The 19,649-nt window shown below is 77.8% G+C and carries 4 protein-coding genes and 1 pseudogene; 3 read left to right on the top strand and 2 right to left on the bottom strand.

The window, feature by feature from the left end; all coding sequences use genetic code 11:
* Positions 1–119 precede the first annotated feature (119 nt).
* A complete protein-coding gene (locus KPL57_RS66780) occupies positions 120–254 on the bottom strand; it encodes a hypothetical protein (RefSeq protein ID WP_264198260.1) in 135 nt (44 codons plus the stop codon).
* 61 nt (positions 255–315) lie between these two features.
* On the opposite strand from KPL57_RS66780, the gene KPL57_RS72285 reads away from it, so the two are divergent.
* Complete coding sequence (locus KPL57_RS72285; protein WP_374203742.1) at positions 316–564, top strand: hypothetical protein; 249 nt, start codon at positions 316–318, stop codon at positions 562–564.
* A gap of 295 nt (positions 565–859) precedes the next feature.
* On the top strand, positions 860–17,563 hold the full coding sequence (locus KPL57_RS66770) for a type I polyketide synthase (RefSeq protein ID WP_374203740.1): 16,704 nt from the start codon (positions 860–862) through the stop codon (positions 17,561–17,563).
* On the opposite strand, the pseudogene KPL57_RS18045 reads toward KPL57_RS66770, so the two are convergent.
* A pseudogene (locus tag KPL57_RS18045) lies at positions 17,536–18,445 on the bottom strand (IS5 family transposase); the annotation flags it as partial. The gene KPL57_RS66770 and the pseudogene KPL57_RS18045 sit on opposite strands and share 28 nt — an antisense overlap.
* Here KPL57_RS18045 and KPL57_RS18040 point away from each other — a divergent pair.
* The gene (locus KPL57_RS18040) at positions 18,390–19,628 is read left to right on the top strand and encodes a beta-ketoacyl reductase (RefSeq protein ID WP_308252919.1); all 1,239 of its coding nucleotides are present in this window, start codon (positions 18,390–18,392) and stop codon (positions 19,626–19,628) included. The pseudogene KPL57_RS18045 and the gene KPL57_RS18040 sit on opposite strands and share 56 nt — an antisense overlap.
* Positions 19,629–19,649: the final 21 nt, after the last annotated feature.

Below are 19,649 nucleotides of genomic sequence, written 5' to 3'. Positions count from 1 at the left end.
GCGACCCGCAGTACTGGGTGCGGCACCTGCGCGGCACCGTCCGCTTCGCCGACGGACTGGCCGCGCTCGCCGCGGCCGGGGGGCCGGGGTGTTCGTCGAGGCCGGGCCGAGCGGTGCGCTTACCGCGGAGCGCCGCGGGCACCGCCGAGCTGGTGCCCACCCTGCGCCGCACCGGCGCCGAGGAGCCCGCGCTGCTGGCCGCCCTGGGCCGGCTGCACACCGCCGGGGTCCCCGTCGACTGGGCGGCGGTCCACGAGGGCACCGGCGCCCGGCCGGTCGACCTTCCCGGTCTACGCGTTCGCGGCACAGCCGGTTCTGGCCCGAGGTGTCGGTGCGGGTCGCCGACGCCGCCGGCCTCGGCGTGTCCCCGCCGGGCACCCGCTGCTGGGGGCGGTCACCACCGTCGCCGGGTCCGACGAGGTGCTGCTCACCGGGTCGTTGTCGACCGCCACCCACCCGTGGCTGGCCTCGGCCGACGGTCCCGGGCTGCTCCCCGCCACCGCCGTGCTGGAGCTCGCGCTGCACGCCGCGCACACCGTCGGGCCGTCGGCGTGGCGGAGCTGACCGTCGACCCGCCGCTGCACCTGCCCGCGGGCACCGCGATGCGGCTGCAGCTGCGCGTCGGCCCGCCGGACGCCGACGGGCACCGCCCGCTGCACCTGCACGCCCCCCGGACGACGGCACCGAGGGCCCCTGGACCCGGCACGCCACCGGCACCCTCGCCGCGCCCGGAACCACCGGCCCGGCCGCGACCACCGACACCGCGTGGCCTCCGGCCGGTTACCGTCGTCACCGACCTCGCCCGGGCATCGACGAGCTCGCCGCGGCCGGGCTGCCCGCCGCACCCGTCTTCGCCGGTGTGCGGTCGGTCTGGCGCCGCGACGACGACCTGTTCGCCGAGGTCGCGCTGCCCGAGCAGGACGGCGACGCCTGGGGCCTGTACCCGGCGCTGCTGGAGGCCGCGCTGCACCCGGTCGTCCTCGACGGCCCCACCGCGCTGGCCCCCGTCACCTGGCGGGACGTGCGGCTGCACGCCGCGGGCGCGTCGGTGCTGCGGGTCCGCATCACTCGGGACCGCACCGCCGGCGCCGCCGGCACCGACGGCACCGCCACAGCCGCCACCGCGGTACGGCTGACCGCCACCGACGTCACCGGCGCGGCGGTGCTCACCACCGGCCCGGTGACGCTGGGCCCGGCGCCGCGCCCGGACTCCGCGACCACCGCCGCGCACGACGCGGCGGGGCTGCTGCTGCGCACCGACTGGGTGCCGGTCGAGCTCCCCGCCGCCGGCCCGACGGTGCCCGATCCCACGGTGCTCGATCCCACGGTGCTCGATCCCACGGTGCTCGATCCCACCGTGCTCGACCTCACCGGCGACCCCTCTGCCGGCGCCGCCGGGGTGCACGCGCTCACCGCGCGGGCGCTGGCGGCGGTCCAGGCCCACCTCGCCGCGGACGGCGACGACACCCGCGCCGGCGGGGGAGCCCTGCTGGTCCGCACCCACGGTGCCACCGGCGGCGACGACCCGGCCGCCGCAGCTGCCTGCGGACTCCTGCGCTCGGCCCAGACCGAGAACCCCGGCCGCATCCTGCTCGTCGACACCGACGACAGCCCCGCCTCCGCCGCGCTGCTCCCGCGGCTGCCCGCGCTGCTCGCGGCGGGGGAGACAGCCGTCGCCGTCCGGGACGGGGCCGTCCGCGCCCCGCGGCTGGTCCCCGCACCCGCTCCCGCGGGCTCCGGCAGCGGACGGCCGTGGGACCCCGAGGGCACCGTCCTGCTCACCGGCGGCACCGGCGGGCTCGGCGCCGAGCTCGCCCGTCACCTCGTCGCGGGCGGGGCCCGCCACCTCACCCTGCTCAGCCGCCGCGGGGCCGGGGCCCCCGGCGCCGCCGACCTCGTCACCGAGCTGGAGCAGGCGGGCGTGCGGATCGTCGTGCACGCGTGCGACGTCGCCGACCGGGCCGCGCTCGCCGCGGTCATCGGCGGGCTGGAGCGCCCTCTCACGGCGGTGGTGCACGCCGCGGGCGTCCTCGACGACGGTGTCGTCGCCGCCCTCACCCCGGAGCGCCTCGACGCGGTGCTCGCCCCCAAGGTCGACGCCGCCTGGCACCTGCACGAGCTCACCGCCGACCTCGACCCGGCCGCGTTCGTGCTCTACTCCTCGGTCTCGGGCATGCTCGGCGCCCCCGGCCAGGGCAACTACGCCGCCGCCAACAGCGCCCTCGACGCGCTCGCCGCGCACCGCCGCGGACACGGCCTGCCCGCCGTCTCACTGGCCTGGGGAGCCTGGGCGCAGGACGCGGGCATGACCGCCACACTCGCCGACACCCGCCGGATCACCGCGGCCGGCGCCCCGATGCTGAGCGTCGAACAGGGCCTCGCCGCGTTCGACGCGGCCCTGCGCCTCGACGAGCCGGTCCTCGCGGTCCTGCCGCGCGCCCTCGCCGCGCCGGCACCGACCGGGGCGGTGCCCGCGCTGCTGCGCGGGCTCGCCGGGACCGGACGCCGCCGCGCCGCCGACGGCCGCGGCGGCACCGCGCACGACTGGGCCGACCGGCTCGCCGGACTCGATCCCGAGGACCGGGCCGACCGGCTCACCGCGCTGGTCCGCGACGCCGCCGCGGCGGTCCTGGGCTACGACTCGCCCGCCGCGATCACCGACGACGCCGAGTTCCGCCGCCTGGGCGTCGACTCGCTCACCGCGCTGGAGCTGCGCAACCACCTCGCCGCCGCGACCGGGCTGACCCTGCCCGCGACGCTGGTGTTCGACCACCCGACCCCACGTGCGGTCGCCGCGCTGCTGCTCGAGGAGATCCTCGGCGCCACCTCCGTCACGCCAGCCGCGGTCACCCGTACCGCGGACGGTGCGGACCCAATCGTCGTCGTCGGGATGGGCTGCCGTTTCCCCGGCGGCGTGCGTTCGCCCGAGGAGCTGTGGGAGCTGCTCGCACAGGGCCGCGACGTCGTCACCGGGTTCCCCACCGACCGCGGGTGGGCCAACGGCCCGCTGGCCGGGGTCGAGGGCCGTGGTGGGTTCCTCGACTGCGCCACCACCTTCGACCCCGCGGTGTTCGGGATCTCCCCGCGCGAGGCGACCGCGATGGACCCGCAGCAGCGCCAGCTGCTGGAGGTCACCTGGGAGTCCCTGGAGCGGGCTGGCATCGACGCGGCCTCACTGCGCGGCAGCGCCACCGGGGTCTGGGTCGGCACCAACGGCCAGGACTACACGCACCTGGTCGTGCAGTCCGACCAGGACGTCGAGGGACACGCCAGCACCGGGCTGGCCGCCGCGGTCATGTCCGGGCGGCTGTCGTACACCTTCGGCCTGGAGGGGCCCTCGCTGACCGTCGACACGGCTTGCTCGTCGTCGCTGGTCGCGCTGCACCTCGCCGTCCGGTCGCTGCGCAGCGGCGAGACCTCCCTCGCCCTCGTCGGCGGCGTCACCGTGATGTCGACGCCGATGAACTTCGTCGGGTTCGACGCCCAGGGCGGGCTGTCCCCGGACGGTCGCTGCCGCGCCTTCTCCGACGACGCGTCCGGCACCGGCTGGTCCGAGGGTGCGGGCATGCTGGTCCTGGAGCGGCTGTCCGACGCCCGCGCGCACGGACATCCGGTGCTCGCCGTGCTGCGCGGGCCCGCGCTCAACTCCGACGGCGCCTCCAACGGGCTCACCGCCCCCAACGGGCCCGCCCAGCAGCGCGTCATCCGCGCCGCCCTGGCCGACGCCGGGCTCGCCCCGGCCGAGGTCGACGCCGTCGAGGCACACGGCACCGGGACGGTGCTCGGGGACCCGATCGAGGCCCAGGCCCTGATCGCCACCTACGGTCGGGACCGCGAGCACCCGCTGCTGCTCGGCACCGTGAAGTCCAACCTCGGCCACACCCAGGGCGCCGCCGGCGTCGCCGGGATGATCAAGTCGGTGCTGGCGCTGCAGCACGCCGAGCTTCCCGCCACCCTGCACGTCGCCGCGCCCACCGGGCACGTCGACTGGGCCGACGGCGCGGTGTCGCTGCTCACCGGACACACGCCGTGGCCCTCGACCGGGCGTCCGCGCCGGATCGGCGTCTCCTCCTTCGGGCTGTCCGGGACCAACGCGCACGTCCTGGTCGAGCAGGCCCCGCCGGAGACGCTGCCGGAGACACCGCCCGAGGTGGCGCCCGCCCCCGACGTGGTGCCCGCGGTTGTGCCGTGGCCGCTGTCGGCCGTCGACGACGAGACCCTCGACGCGCTCGCCGCCCGGGTGACCGCCGCGGGCACCGACCCGCTGGACACCGGCCTGACCCTCGCCACCCGCCGCACCCGCCTGGACCGGCGCGCCGTGCTGCTGGCCGGCCGCGACGGGGCGGCCGCACCCGTCGAGGTCGCCCGCGGCACCGCGGGCGGCGGGCGCCCGGCGCTGCTGTTCTCCGGGCAGGGCGCCCAGCGGGCCGGGATGGGTCGCGAGCTCCACGCCCGCTTCCCGGTGTTCGCCGCGGCCCTCGACGAGGCCCTGGCGGTCCTCGACCCCCGGGTGCGCGAGGTCATGTGGGGCACCGACGCCGACGCACTGGCCGACACCGCGGTCACCCAGCCGGCGCTGTTCGCGGTGGAGACCGCGCTGTACCGGCAGCTGGAGTCCTTCGGGGTCCGCCCGGTCGCCGTCGGCGGCCACTCGGTCGGCGAGATCACCGCGGCCCACGTCGCGGGTGTGCTCTCGCTCGCCGACGCCGCCGCCCTGGTCACCGCCCGCGCCACGCTCATGGCGGAGCTGCCCGCGGGGGGCGTGATGGTGGCGCTGCGGGTCACCGAGGACGCCGCCCGGGCCGCGCTGGCGGCCGAGGGGACCGCACTCGCCGACGTCGCCGCCGTGAACGGACCTCGTTCGGTGGTGCTCTCCGGCGAGGCCGCCGCCGTCGAGGCGGTCCGCGCCCGGCTCGGCGTCGAGGGCACCCGGCTGCCGGTGTCGCACGCGTTCCACTCGCCGCTGGTCGAGCCGGTGCTGGAGCGGTTCGCCGGTGTCGTCGCCGGGCTGCGCCTGTCCGCGCCGCGGATCCCGGTGCTGTCCGGGACCGCCGGTGCCCTCGCCGGGGACGAGATCACCGACCCCGCGTACTGGGTGCGGCACGTGCGGGCCACGGTGCGGTTCGCCGACGTCGTCGACGCCGCGCGCGCCGCCGGGGCGGACACGCTGCTGGAGGTCGGTCCGGACGCCGTGCTGGCACCGTTGGCCGACGGGATCGTCCCGACGCTGCGCCGCGACCGGGACGAGGAGACCGCGCTCGCCACCGCGCTCGCCACCGCGCTCGCCACCGCGCTCGCCCGGCTCCACGTGGCGGGCGGGCCCGTGCGGTGGGGCCCGTGGTTCGACGGGACCGGGGCCCGGCCGGTGGACCTGCCGGTCTACCCGTTCCGCCGGGACCGGTACTGGCTCGACCCCGCCGCCCGCGCCAGCGGCGCCGACCCGGGGGAGTCCGCGTTCTGGGCCGCTGTCGAGCAGGGCGACCTGGAGTCGCTGGCCGCCACCCTCGACCTGGACGACGACGCGGTCTCCGCGGTCGTCCCGGCGCTGTCGGCCTGGCGCCGCCGCCGCCGCGCCGAGGGCGCCGTCGACGCCGTCCGGTTCCGCGAGACCTGGGAGCCGGTCACCCCCGCCGCCCCCGCGCGACCGGGCCGGGTCCTGCTGGTCGCCCGGACCGCCGACCCCGGCACCGATCCCGACACCGCCGCCGTGGCCGCGGCGCTGCGCGACGCCGGTGCGACGGTGGCCGGGCCGGTCGCCGTCGACGACGTGGCGCTCGCCGACCGCGGCGCGCTGGCCGCCCTGGTCGGCCCGGCCGGGGCCGGCGCGGACCGCCTCGTGTCCCTGCTCGGTCTGCACCCCGACGCGCACACCGCGCTCACCGGCACCCTCACCCTCGTCCAGGCCCTCGGCGACGCCGGTGTCGACGCGCCGCTGTGGACACTCACCCGCGGCGCCGTCGGCACCGGTGGCGCCGACCCCGCTCCGGTCCCGGAGCGCGCCGCGCTCTGGGGGCTCGGCCGGGTCGCGGCGCTCGAGCACCCCACCCGCTGGGCCGGGCTCGCCGACCTGCCCGCCGACCTCGACGGCCGGGCCGCCCGCCGGCTCGTCGCCGTCCTCACCGGTGCGGGTGAGGAGGACCAGGTCGCGGTGCGCGACAACGGCGTGCTGGGGCGGCGGCTGGTCACCTACCCGGTCGGCGCCACCGCCGAGGCCCCGGCTCCCGGCTGCGTCCTGGTCACCGGCGGCACCGGTGCGCTCGGCGCGCATGTGGCCCGTGACCTCGCCCGTCGCGGCACCCGCCGGCTGGTGCTGCTGGGCCGCCGCGGCCCCGACGCCGCCGGAGCGGCCGAGCTGTCCGCCGAGCTGACCGCGCTCGGCGCCGAGCCGGTCTTGGTCGCCGCCGACGTCACCGACCGCGACGCACTGGCCCGCGTGCTCGACGCACACCCCGTCGACGGCGTCGTGCACGCCGCGGGTGTCCTCGACGACGGCGCGCTCGACTCCCTGACCCCGGACCGGTTCGACACGGTGTGGCGGACCAAGGTCACCGCCGCGCGGCTGCTCGACGAGCTGACCCGGGACCACCCGGTCGCGCTGTTCGTCCTGTTCTCCTCGGTCGCCGGCGCGGTCGGCAACCCCGGCCAGGGCAACTACGCCGCAGCCAACGCCGCCCTGGACGCGCTCGCGGCGGCCCGCCGCGCCGACGGCCTGCCGGCGGTGTCGGTGGCCTGGGGGGCATGGGCCGGCGACGGCATGGCCGCCGGCGACGACGCGGACCGGGCCCGTCGCCGCTCCGGCTCCACCGCGCTCGACCCGGCGCTGGCCCTGTCCGCGCTGTGGCGCTCGGCCGACGGCCCGGCCGCCGCCCCGGTGGTCGCCGAGCTGGCCCGCCCGCAGCTGCTCACCTCGCTGCTGTCGCTGCGCCCGTCGCCGCTGCTGTCGGCGCTGCCCGGCGCCCGGGCCGCCGCGGACGCGGCCGCCGCGGCCCGCCGGGACACCGAGCGGGCCGGCGGGGAGATGCGCGCCCGGCTGTCCGGGCTGCGCGGCACCGACCGGATCGAGCCGGTCCTGGACCTGGTGCGCGCCACCGCCGCCGCCGTGCTCGGCCACACCGGGACCGACCGGATCCCCGCCGAGCGCCCGTTCCGTGACCTCGGGATCGACTCGCTCACCGCGGTGGAGCTGCGCGACCGGCTCGCCGCCGTCACCGGGCTCGCCGTGCCCGCCGCGCTGGTGTTCGACCACCCCACCCCGCGGGCGGTGGCCCGGCACCTGCTCGACGAGCTCGACCCGGCCGGTGACGCTGCCGATGACGCCGCGGCCCCGACCACGTCCGTGGCCGGCCCGGACGACCGGAACGACCCGGTCGTCGTCGTCGGCGCGGCCTGCCGGTTCCCCGGCGGCATCGCCTCGCCCGAGGACCTCTGGACCGTCCTCACCGAGGGCCGCGACGTGATCGGCCCGTTCCCCACCGACCGCGGCTGGGACCTCGCGGCGCTGGCCGGCGACGGCCCCGGCGCCAGCGCGACCGCCCGGGGCGGGTTCCTCGACGGCGTCGCCGACTTCGACGCCGCGTTCTTCGACATCTCCCCGCGCGAGGCGCTCGCCATGGACCCCCAGCAGCGGCTGCTGCTGGAGACGTCCTGGGAGTCCCTGGAGCGCTCCGGCACCGAACCGACGAGCCTGCGCGGATCCCGGACCGGGGTGTTCGTGGGCACCAACGGGCAGGACTACCAGCGCGTCGTCCTCGGCTCCCGAGAGGACCTGGAGGGCCACGCCGGCACCGGGCTGGCCGCCAGCGTCATCTCCGGGCGCCTGTCCTACGCGCTCGGGCTGGAGGGGCCCGCCGTCACCGTCGACACCGCGTGCTCCTCGGCGCTGGTCGCGCTGCACCTCGCCGCCCAGGCGCTGCGGGCCGGCGAGTGCGACCGTGCCCTGGTCGGCGGCGGGGTCACCGTGATGGCCACCCCGACCTCGTTCGGCGGGTTCTCCCGGCAGGGCGGGCTCGCCGCCGACGGCCGCGTGAAGGCCTTCTCCGACGACGCCGACGGCACCGCCTGGTCCGAGGGCGCGGCCGTGGTCGTCGTGGAGCGGCTCTCCGAGGCCCGCCGGCACGGCCATCCCGTGCTCGCGGTGCTCCGCGGCTCGGCGGTCAACTCCGACGGCGCCTCCAACGGGCTCACCGCCCCGAACGGGCCGTCCCAGCAGCGGGTCATCCGGGCCGCGCTCGCCGCGGCCGGGCTCGACGCCGCCGACGTCGACGTCGTCGAGGCGCACGGCACCGGCACCGCACTCGGCGACCCGATCGAGGCGCAGGCACTGCTGGCCACCTACGGCCGCGCCGACCGCGACGCGCCGTTGCGGCTCGGCTCGGTGAAGTCGAACATGGGCCACACCCAGGCCGCCGCCGGCATGGCCGGGCTGCTCAAGATCGTCCTCGCGATGCGGCACGGGGAGCTGCCCCGCACCCTGCACGTCGAGCGACCCACCGGCCGGGTGGACTGGGCCGACCGGATCGCGCTGCTCACCGAGCCGCGCCCGTGGCCAGCCGGCGGACGCACCCGCCGCGCCGGGCTCTCCTCGTTCGGCATCAGCGGCACCAACGCCCACGTGGTGCTGGAGGAGCCGCCGCCCGGGGAACCGGCTCCGGCCCGCCCCGGGCCGGAGGACGCGCTCGTCCCGTGGCCGGTCTCCGCCCGCAGCGCGCGCTCCCTGCAGGAGCGGGTCGCGCAGCTGCACGCCCTCGACCCGGCCGGCCCCGGCGCCCGGTCCGACATCGGCGCCGCGCTGGCCGCCACCCGGGCGGTGCACGAGCACCGCGCCGTGTTCGCCGCGGGCCCGGACGGTCTCATCGAGCTGGCCAGCGGCGTCGCCGGGGAGCCGGGCACCGCGGTCCTGTTCTCCGGGCAGGGCAGCGTCCGGCTCGGTGCGGGCCGCGAGCTGCACGCCCGCTTCGACGTCTTCGCCGACGCCTTCGACGCCTGTGCCGCCGAACTGGACCGCCACCTCGACCGGCCGCTGCGCGAGGTGCTCTGGGGCGAGGACCCCGCGCTGCTCGAACGCACCCGCTACGCCCAGCCCGCCCTGTTCGCGGTCGGCGTGGCCTCGTTCCGGCTGGTCACCGCGCTCGGCGTGCGGCCCCGGCACGTCGCGGGGCACTCGGTCGGCGAGATCACCGCCGCCCACGTCGCCGGGATGCTGTCGCTGCCCGACGCCGCCCGCCTGGTCACCGCCCGCGGCGCGCTGATGGACGCGCTGCCCGAGGGTGGCACGATGGTCGCCGTCCGGGCGACCGAGGCCGACGCCCTCGCCGCGCTGCGCGACGGCGTGTCGCTGGCCGCGGTGAACGCGCCCGGCTCCGTGGTGCTGTCCGGGGACGCCGACACCGTGGCCGAGGTCGTCGCCGGGCTGGGGGAGACCACCCCGCTGCGGGTCGGGCACGCCTTCCACTCCGCACGGATGGACCCGGTGCTCGACGACCTCGACGCGGTCGCCGCCGGGCTGGAGCTCACCGAGCCGCGGATCGGTCTGGTGTCCACCCTGACCGGTGGTCCCGCCGGCCCCGACGAGCTCGGCGCGCCCGACCACTGGTCCCGGCACGCCCGCGGGACCGTCCGGTTCTCCGACGCACTGGCCACGCTGGCCGCCGCGGGAGCCACCGCGTTCCTGGAGCTCGGTCCGGACACCGCGCTGTCCGGGCTGGTCCCCGCGACGGTGCCGGACGCCGTCGCCGTCCCGCTCCTGCGGCGGGACCACGACGAGCTCCGCACCGCCGCGACCGCGCTGGCCCGGCTCCACACCGCCGGCGCCGACGTCGACTGGACCGCCTGGTTCGCCGGGTGCGCCACCCGGCCGGTGGAGCTCCCGACCTACCCGTTCGACCGCGCGCGGTACTGGCCCGCCGCCGCACCCACCGTCCGGCCCGGCGACGTCTCGGGGCTCGGCCTGGAGTCCCCGGGGCACCCGCTGCTCGGGGCGTCGGTCGCGATGGCCGGCTCCGAGGAGGTCGTGCTCACCGGACGGGTGTCGGCCGCGACCCTGCCGTGGCTGGCCGACCACGTCGTCGGCGGGTCGGTGCTGTTCCCCGGCACCGGCTTCCTCGAGCTGGCGCTGCGGGCCGGTGACCTCGTCGGCTGCGAGCGGGTCGGCGAGCTGACCCTCGCCGTGCCGCTGGTCGTCCCGGACGGCGGGGCGGCCGAGATCCAGGTCCGCGTCGGTGCCCCGGACGGCGGACGCCGCCCGCTGTCGGTCTGGGCCCGCGAGGCCGGCTCCGGTGACGACTGGACCGGCCACGCCGAGGGCACCCTGACCCCGCGCACCGGCACCGTCCCCGCACCCGTCGCCACGGCCTGGCCGCCGCCCGGGGCCGAGGAGCTCGACCCCGCCGCGTTCTACGACGGCACCGCCGCCGCAGGCGGCCTGGACTACGGCCCGGCGTTCCGCGGCGTCCGCGCCGCCTGGCGGGACGGCGAGGACGTCCTCGCCGAGATCGAGTCCGACCCCGTCACCGAGGACGCCGCGTTCTACGGGGTGCACCCGGCGCTGCTCGACGCCGCGCTGCACGCCGCGGCACTGCTGCCGGACGCACCCCGCGGGCTGCCGTTCGACTGGTCCGGAGTGACCCTGCACGCCACCGGTGCCCCGCTGCTGCGGGTGCGGGTCGCCCACGCCGGGGACGGCGCCGTCCGGGTCGAGGCCGCCGACGCGGCAGGGGACCCCGTGCTGTCGGTCGACTCACTGGCCCTGCGCGAGCCCACCGCCCCGGCCGACCCGGCGCGGACACGCACCGCCGAGTCCCTGTTCCGGCCCGGGTGGACACCGCTGGAGGTCCCGCCGGGGATGCCCGAGCCGGTGCGCTGGGTCCTGCACGGCCCGGACGTCCACGGGGTGGCCGACGCGCTCACCGCCGCGCTCGGCGCCCCCGTCGCCGACGGGGGGACGCCGGAGCTCGTGGTCGCCGGTGTGGCCGGTGGCACGACCCCGGACGCGGTCCGCGCGAGCACCCACGCCGTGCTCGCGGTGCTGCAGGGCGCCGTCGCCGACCCGGACGGACCGCGCACGGTCTTCCTCACCCGCGGTGCCGCGGGCGCGGGCGATCCGGTCACCGACCTCGCCGCCGCCGCCGCGACCGGTCTCGTCCGGTCCGCACAGGCGGAGAACCCCGGCCGGTTCCTCGTCGTCGATCTGCCCGCCGACACCGTCGACCTGCCCGCCGAGGCCGCTGCGCCGCGGGTGCTCGCCGCGGCGCTCGCACGGGCCGACGAACAGCAGGTCGCCGTCCGCGGGACCGGGATCCTCGCCGCGCGGCTGGACCGGGCCCGGCCCGAGACCTCGGGACTGCTGCCCCCGGTGGGCGTCCCGTGGCGGCTCGACACCGCCGGCGGCGGCAGCCTGGCCGCGCTCACCCTCGCCCCCGCGCCCGACGCCGACGGCCCGCTCGGCGCCCGGGAGGTCCGGGTCGCGGTCCGCGCGGCCGGCCTGAACTTCCGGGACGTCCTCAACGCACTGGGCATGTACCCGGGCGAGGCGGGCATGTTCGGCGCCGAGGCCGCCGGCGTGGTCGTCGCGACCGGGCCGGAGGTCACGTCGCTGGCGGTCGGCGACGCGGTGGCCGGCATGCTGTTCGGCGGGTTCGGCCCGCTCGGCACGGCCGACGAACGGCACCTCGCCCGGATCCCGGACGGTTGGTCGTTCGAGCGCGCCGCCTCGGTCCCGCTGGTGTTCCTCACCGCCTACCACGGCCTGGTCGACCTGGCGGGTGTGCAGCCGGGCGAGCGGGTCCTGGTGCACGCCGGTGCCGGTGGCGTCGGCATGGCGGCGATCCAGCTGGCCCACCACCTGGGCGCCGAGGTGTACGCCACCGCGAGCCCGGCCAAGCAGGACGTGCTGCGCTCGCTCGGCGTCCCCGACGACCACATCGCCTCCTCCCGCGACCTCGGCTTCGCGAGCGCGTTCGGCGGCGTCGACGTGGTCCTCAACGCGCTCGCCGGCGAGTTCGTCGACGCCTCGCTCGGGCTGCTCGGGCCCGGCGGCCGGTTCCTGGAGATGGGCAAGACCGACCTGCGCGACCCGGCCTCGCTGCCGGCCGACATCGTCTACCGGCCCTTCGACCTCGGTCAGGTCGACCCGGAGCGGATCCGGGAGATGCTCGACGCCCTGCTGGTGCTGTTCGCCGACGGTGCGATCGAGCCGCTCCCGACCCGCACCTGGGACGTGCGCCGGGCTCCCGAGGCGTTCCGGTTCATGAGCCGGGCCCAGCACGTCGGCAAGATCGTCCTCACCGTCCCGGCGGGGCCCGACCCGGACGGCACCGTGCTGATCACCGGCGGCACCGGCGGGCTGGCCGCCGAGCTGGCCCGGCACCTCGTCGACGGCGGCGCGCGGCACCTGACCCTGGTCAGCCGCCGCGGCCCGGACGCGCCCGGCGCGGCCGAGCTCGTCGCCGACCTGCGGGCGGGCGGGGCGCAGGTCGCGGTGCACGCCTGCGACGTCGCCGACCGCGACGCTCTCGCCGCGGTGCTCGCCGGTCTGGAGCGGCCGCTGACCGCGGTGGTGCACGCGGCCGGGATCCTCGACGACGGCGTCGTCGGCTCGCTCACCCCGGAGCGGCTCGACCGCGTGCTCGCCCCCAAGGTCGACGCCGCCTGGCACCTGCACGAGCTGACCGCCGGGCTCGACCTCACCGCGTTCGTCCTCTACTCCTCGGTCTCGGGGGTCATGGGTAGCGCCGGGCAGGGCAACTACGCCGCGGCCAACGGCTACCTCGACGCACTGGCCCAGCACCGCCGCGGGCTCGGGCTCCCCGCCGTCTCCCTGGCCTGGGGTGCCTGGGCGCCGACCACCGGCATGACCGCGGCGCTCGACGCCGCGGCCCTGGAACGGATGGAACGGTCCGGGATGCCGCCGCTGTCGCTCGAGCAGGGCCTCGCCCTCTACGACGCGGCCACCCTGGTCGACGACCCGGTCGTCGTCCCCGCCCGGGTCACCGCGGGCAGCGGTGCCGGACCGGCACCGGACGCCGCGACCGTGCCGCCGCTGCTGCGCGGCCTGGTCCGCACCCGGCGCACCGCCGCGGGCGGCGGGGACGGCCGCGCCAGGGACCGGCTCACCGGCCTCGCCGCCGACGACCGGCCGGACGCGGTCCGCGCCCTGGTCCGCGCCGAGACCGCGGCCGTGCTCGGACACGCCTCGCCCGAGGGCCTCGACGGCACCGCCGAGTTCCGCCAGCTCGGACTCGACTCGCTGACCGCGGTCGAGCTGCGGAACCGGCTCACCGCCGGCACCGGGCTGAGCCTGCCCGCCACGCTCGTCTTCGATTACCCGACACCCGACGCGCTCGCCGCGCACCTGCTCGGCGAGCTCTTCGGCGACCCGGATGCCCCCGCGGACACCTCGGCCGCCGCACCGGCCCGCGCCACCGACGACGACCCCGTCGTCGTGGTCGGGATGAGCTGCCGGTTCCCCGGCGGTGTCCGGTCCCCGGAGGACCTGTGGCAGCTCCTCGTGGAGGAGCGCGACGCCACCGGTCCGCTGCCCACCGACCGCGGCTGGGACCTCGCCGCGCTGGCCGGCCAGGGGCCGGGCTCCAGCGCGACGGCCCGCGGCGGCTTCCTCGACTCGATCGCCGAGTTCGACCCGGAGTTCTTCGGGATCTCCCCGCGCGAGGCGCTGTCGATGGACCCGCAGCAGCGGCTGGTGCTCGAGGCGTCCTGGGAGGCGTGCGAGCGCGCCGGGATCGATCCGACCGCCCTGCGCGGCACCCCGACCGGGGTGTTCGTCGGCACCGGCGGCGCCGAGTACGCGCACCTGCTGTTCGGCTCGCCGGAGAGCATGGAGGGCTACTCCGGGACCGGCACCTCGGCCAGCGTCACCTCCGGCCGGGTGGCCTACGCCCTGGGCCTGGAGGGCCCCGCGATGACCGTCGACACCGCGTGCTCCTCGGCGCTGGTGGCGCTGCACCTCGGCGCGCAGTCGCTGCGCGCCGGCGAGTGCTCGCTGGCCCTCGCCGGTGGCGTGCAGCTCATGTCCACCCCCGGCGCCTTCATGGAGTTCACCCAGCAGGGCGGCCTCGCCCCGGACGGCCGGTGCAAGCCCTTCTCCGACGACGCCGACGGCACCGCCTGGTCCGAGGGCGTCGGCGTGATCGTGCTGGAGCGGCTGTCCGACGCCCGCCGCCGCGGCCACGAGGTCCTCGCGGTGCTGCGCGGCTCCGCGGTGAACTCCGACGGCGCCTCCAACGGGCTGACCGCCCCGAACGGGCCCGCCCAGCAGCGGGTCATCCGGGCGGCCCTGGCCGCGGCCGGGCTGACCGCAGCCGAGGTGGACGCGGTCGAGGCGCACGGCACCGGCACGGTGCTCGGCGACCCGATCGAGGCCCACGCGCTGCTGGCGACCTACGGGCGGGGGGAGCGCGAGCACCCGCTGCTGCTCGGGTCGGTCAAGTCCAACCTCGGCCACACCCAGGCCGCCGCCGGCGCGGTCGGCGTGGTCGCCACGGTGCAGGCGCTGCGGCACGGCGAGCTGCCCCGCACCCTGCACGTCACCGAGCCCTCCGGCCACGTGGACTGGTCGTCCGGGGCGGTGCGGCTGCGCACCGAGCGGACCCCGTGGCCGGACACCGGGCGGCCCCGCCGGGCCGCGGTGTCCTCGTTCGGGATCAGCGGCACCAACACCCACGTCGTGCTGGAGGCCGCACCCGAGCCGCCGCCCGTCGCGGAGCCCGCGGCCGGGCAGGTGACCCCCGCCGTGGTGGCGCTGCCGGTGTCCACCCGGCACCCCGACGTGCTCGACACGGCCCTCGACGACGTGCGGGCCGCGGTGCGCGACCGGCGCCCGGTCGACGTCGCGTACTCCCTGGTGCACGGCCGCGCGCGCTTCGAGCACCGCGCCGTCCTGCTCACCGGGCCCGAGGGCGGGAGCCTCGCCGAGGTCGCGCGGGGGACCGCGCCGCACCGCACGCTGGCCCTGCTGTTCTCCGGGCAGGGCACCCAGCGCCCTGGGATGGGGAGCGGGCTGTCCGCCCGCTTCCCGGTCTTCGCCGAGACCCTCGAGGACGTGCTGGGCCGGCTCGGCGCCACGATCCCCGACGACCCGGAGGAGCTGCGCCGCACCGGGATCGCCCAGCCCGCGCTGTTCGCGCTGCAGGTCGCCCAGTACCGGCTCGTCGAGTCCTGGGGCATCCGCCCCGCCCTGCTCGGCGGGCACTCGGTCGGTGAGATCGCGGCCGCACACGTCGCCGGGGTGTTCTCCCTCGACGACGCCTGCACCCTCGTCGCCGCCCGGGCCCGGCTGATGGAGGCCCTGCCCGCGGGCGGCGCGATGGTCGCGGTCGCCGCCCCGGAGGAGACGGTCACACCGCTGCTGACCCCGCGCACCGCGATCGCCGCGGTGAACGGCCCGGCCTCGGTGGTGGTCGCCGGCGACGACGCCGAGGTGACCGCGATCGCCGCCACGCTCGCCGGCGCCGGGCACAGGACTAGCCGTTTGCCGGTCGGACATGCGTTCCACTCACCCCTGATGGAACCGGTGCTGGCGGAGTTCGCGACGGTCGTGGAGGGCCTGGCCCTGCACGCGCCGCGCGTCCCCCTGCTCACCGGTGGCGACGACGACGTGACCGACCCCGGGTTCTGGGTGCGTCATGTCCGCGACACGGTCCGCTTCGCCGACACCGTCGCCCGGCTGTCCGACCGCGGCGCGACGGCGTTCCTGGAGCTCGGCCCGGACGGTGTGCTCACCGCGCTCGCCGCCGACCTCACCGGCGAGAGCGCCGTGCTCACCCCGCTGCTGCACGCCGACCGGCCCGAGGAGACGACCGCGCTCACCGCGCTCGCCCGGCTGCACGTCGCCGGCGTCGACGTCGACTGGGCCCCGGTGCTCGCCGGCACCGGCGCACGCACCGTCGACCTGCCCACCTACCCGTTCCGGCACCGCCGGTTCTGGCCGGCGACGGGCGCGGCCCCCGCCGACGCGGGCGGCCTCGGCCAGGAACCTGCCGGGCACCCGCTGCTCGGTGCCGCGGTCACCGTCGCGGACGGGGGTTGTGTCCTCACCGGGCGGCTCACCGCGGCCGCGGTGCCGTGGGCGGGCGGCGACGGCCCGGCCGAGCTGCCGTCGGCCACGCTCGTCGAGCTGGCCGTGCAGGCCGGCGCCCGGGTCGGCTGCGACCGGGTCGCCGAGCTCACCGTGCACACCCCGCTCGTCGTCCCGGCCACCGGAGCGCTCGCGCTGCAGGTCCGCGCCGGCGACGACGACGGGTCCGGGCGCCACCCGGTCACCGTCCACTCCCGCACCGGGGACGCCCCGTGGGTCGCGCACGCCACCGGCGTGCTCGCCGGACCCGGCCCCGACGGTTACGAGGTGCCCGCCGTCCTCCCGCAGCCGACCGGGACCGCCGAGGAGATCGCCCCGGACGGTGCGCTCCCGGCGGACGGCCCGGTCTCGGTCCGCGGAGCGTGGCGGACCGACGACGGCGTCCTCGTCGAGATCGCGCTGGTGGAGACCCCGGGCCGGGGGCCGGTCGGCTGGGGACTGCACCCCGCGCTGCTCGACGCGGCCGTGCGCATCGCCGCCGCCGACGCCGGGGAGCCCGCCCTGCGGGCCACCGCCTGGCACGACGCACGGCTGCACGCCACCGGCGCCACCGTGCTGCGGGTCGCCCTGCGCCCCGACGGCACCGGCGGCGTGCGGATCTCGGCCCACGACGGCGCGGGCGCCCCGGTCCTCACCGTGGCCGCCACCCTCGCCGTCCCCGACGGGACGCCCGTGCGCCCATCGCGCGGCGCCGGGGCGCTGCTGCGCACCGACTGGGTCCCGGCCGAGGACCTCGCCCCGGTCGACGTGGCGCGCTGGGCGGTGCTGGACCCCACCCCGGCCGGCGCCGAGCCGGACGTCGCCCGCACGGTGGCCGAGGCGCTGACCGGGACGGGACGCGAGGTCGGCGTGGTGGCCACGGTCGACGCGGTGCCCGACGGCACCGGCATGCTCGTGGTGCCGCTGCCCGCGAACACCGACGGGTCCGTCCCCGGACGTGCCCGCGCGCTGGCCCATCGCACGCTCGGCGTCGTCACCGACCGGCTGGCCACCGAGCGCCCCGACCTGACGGTGCTGTTCCTGACCCGCGGCGGCGTCGCCGCCGCACCGGACGAACGGCTCGCCGACCCGGCCACCGGCACCGTGTGGGGGCTGGCCCGCTCGGCCCGTTCCGAGCACCCCGGCGTCTTCGCCGTCGCCGACACCGACGCCGGGTCGCTCGCCGCGCTCGCCACCCTCCCCGCCCTGCTCACGGCGGGGGAGACCGAGTTCGTCCTGCGCGACGGCGCGGTCCGGGTGCCCCGGCTCGCCCCGGCCGACGGACCCACCGACGGCACCGGGGACGGCCCGGTGCCCGGCTGGGACCCGGACGGGACCGTGCTCGTCACCGGCGGCACCGGCGGCCTGGGCGCCGAGCTGGCCCGGCACCTGGCCGGCCGGGGCCACCGCAACCTGCTGCTGGTCTCGCGCCGCGGCCCGGACGCCCCCGGCGCCCTGGAGCTGAGAGCGTGTTTGGAAATTCTAGTGGGTTGAGGGTGTCGTGTGTTTCTGCTGGCGGGTGGCGGGGTATCCACGGGCGATGCGGCGGGTGATGGTGTTGATCGCGGCCCAGCGGATCATGGCTTCGGATGTGGTGGGGTGGCGTTCGTAGTCTCGGGCCAGGCGTCGGTGTGCGGTGAGCCAGGCCAGGGTCCGTTCGACCACCCACCTTCGTGGGAGGACGGTGAATCCGCGCTGCTCGGGTGGCTTGCGGATGATCTCGATCGTTGTCTGCAGGATCGTGGCGGCCCAGTCGAGCAGTCGCCCGGCGAAGCCGGCGTCGGCGTAGACGAACCGCACCCTGGTGCGCAGGTAGAGGTTGAGCAGGATCGGCTTGGCGCCGTCGCGGTCCTGTACCGAGGCCGAGCACACCATCGTGGTCAGCAGCAGACCGAGGGTGTCGGTCACGATGAACCGTTTCCGTCCGCCTGTCTTCTTCCCGGCGTCGTAGCCGCGGGAGTCCTGGCCGACGGTGTCGGCGCCCTTGACCGACTGGGAATCGATGATCCCCGCACTCGGCTCCGGATCACGGCCCTCGGCGATACGTAACTGCCCCCGCACGACCGGGAGGATCTTCTCGGTGACCTTCTGCTGTTCCCACTGGTTGAAGTACCAGTAGACGGTCTGCCAGGGCGGGAAGTCCACCGGCAACGCCCGCCAGGCACACCCGGTCCGCACGACATACAAGATCGCGTCCAGCACGTCCCGACGAGCATGAGCAACAGGCCGCCCCCGCCGCGCGAGCGGCGGTAACAACGGCTCGATCACCACCCACTGGGCATCACTGGTGTCCGAGGGGTACCGGCGCGGTCGTTCCTGCATGCCGACCACGATGGAGCACCCCAGCCGTGTCGACCATCCCGACACACCCACCATTTCCAAACACGCTCTGAGGGCCGAGCTCGCCGCGCACGGCGCGGAGGTCACCGTGGCCGCGGCCGACACCGCCGTGCGGGCCGACCTGGCCGCCGTGCTCGCGGCGGTCCCGGCCGAGCACCCGCTGACCGCGGTGGTGCACACCGCCGGTGTGCTCGACGACGGCACCGTCGGCTCGCTCACCGACGAGCGGCTCGACACCGTCCTCGCCCCGAAGGTCGACGGCGCCTGGCACCTGCACGACCTCACCCGCGACGCCGGGCTGCGCGGGTTCGTCCTCTACTCCTCGGTCGCCGGCGTGCTCGGCGCCGCGGGGCAGGCGAACTACGCCTCCGCGAACGTCGCCCTCGACGACCTGGCCCGACACCGGCACGACCTCGGCCTGCCCGGGCTGTCGCTCGCCTGGGGCCCCTGGGCGGCCGGGATGGGCGAGGCCGTCGCGGAACGGGCCGCCCGCACCGCGATGCCGCCGCTGGACACCGCCGACGGCCTGGCCCTGTTCGACGAGGCGGTGACCCGCACCGACCCGGTCCAGGTCGCCGTCCGCCTCGGTGGTGGCGGGGGCCGTCCGGCCGGACCGGTACCGCCGATCCTGCGCGGCCTGGTCGTCGGTGGCCGGCGCAGCGCGTCGGACCGGACGTCGTCGCAGGACCTGGCCCGGACCCTGACGGAGATGGCGCCGGAGCGCCGCGAGGAGCACGTGCTGTCCCTCGTCACCCGCAGCGCCGCCGCGGTGCTCGGGCACGACGTCGCCGAGGTCACGGTCGACAAGGAGTTCCGGGCGCTCGGCGTCGACTCGCTCGCGGCGGTCGAGCTGCGCAACGGGCTCACCGCGGCGACCGGGCTGACGCTGCCCTCGACCCTGGTGTTCGACTTCCCGACCCCGCTCGCGGTGGCCCGGCACCTGGTCGGCGAGCTGGTCGGCGCGACCGGCCCGGTGCCCGCGCTCACCGCCGAGCTCGACCGCCTCGACGCGGCCCTCGCCTCGGCCGATCCCGCCGACCTCACCGGCGCCGACGTCCTCACGCGTCTGCGCCGGCTGCTCGCCCGGCACGAGGCCCGCGACCGGGGCCCCGGCGGGGCCGGGGTGGAGGACCGGATCCGCGAGGCCAGCGCCGAGGACGTCCTGGCCTTCATCGACAACGAGCTGGGCCGGGCCCGCAACGGCTCCGACCACTCCTGACCGCCGACCCGTCAGCCCAGA

The organism is Pseudonocardia sp. ICBG601 (assembly GCF_020496245.1).
This window is presented reverse-complemented; position numbering and strand designations above follow the sequence as displayed.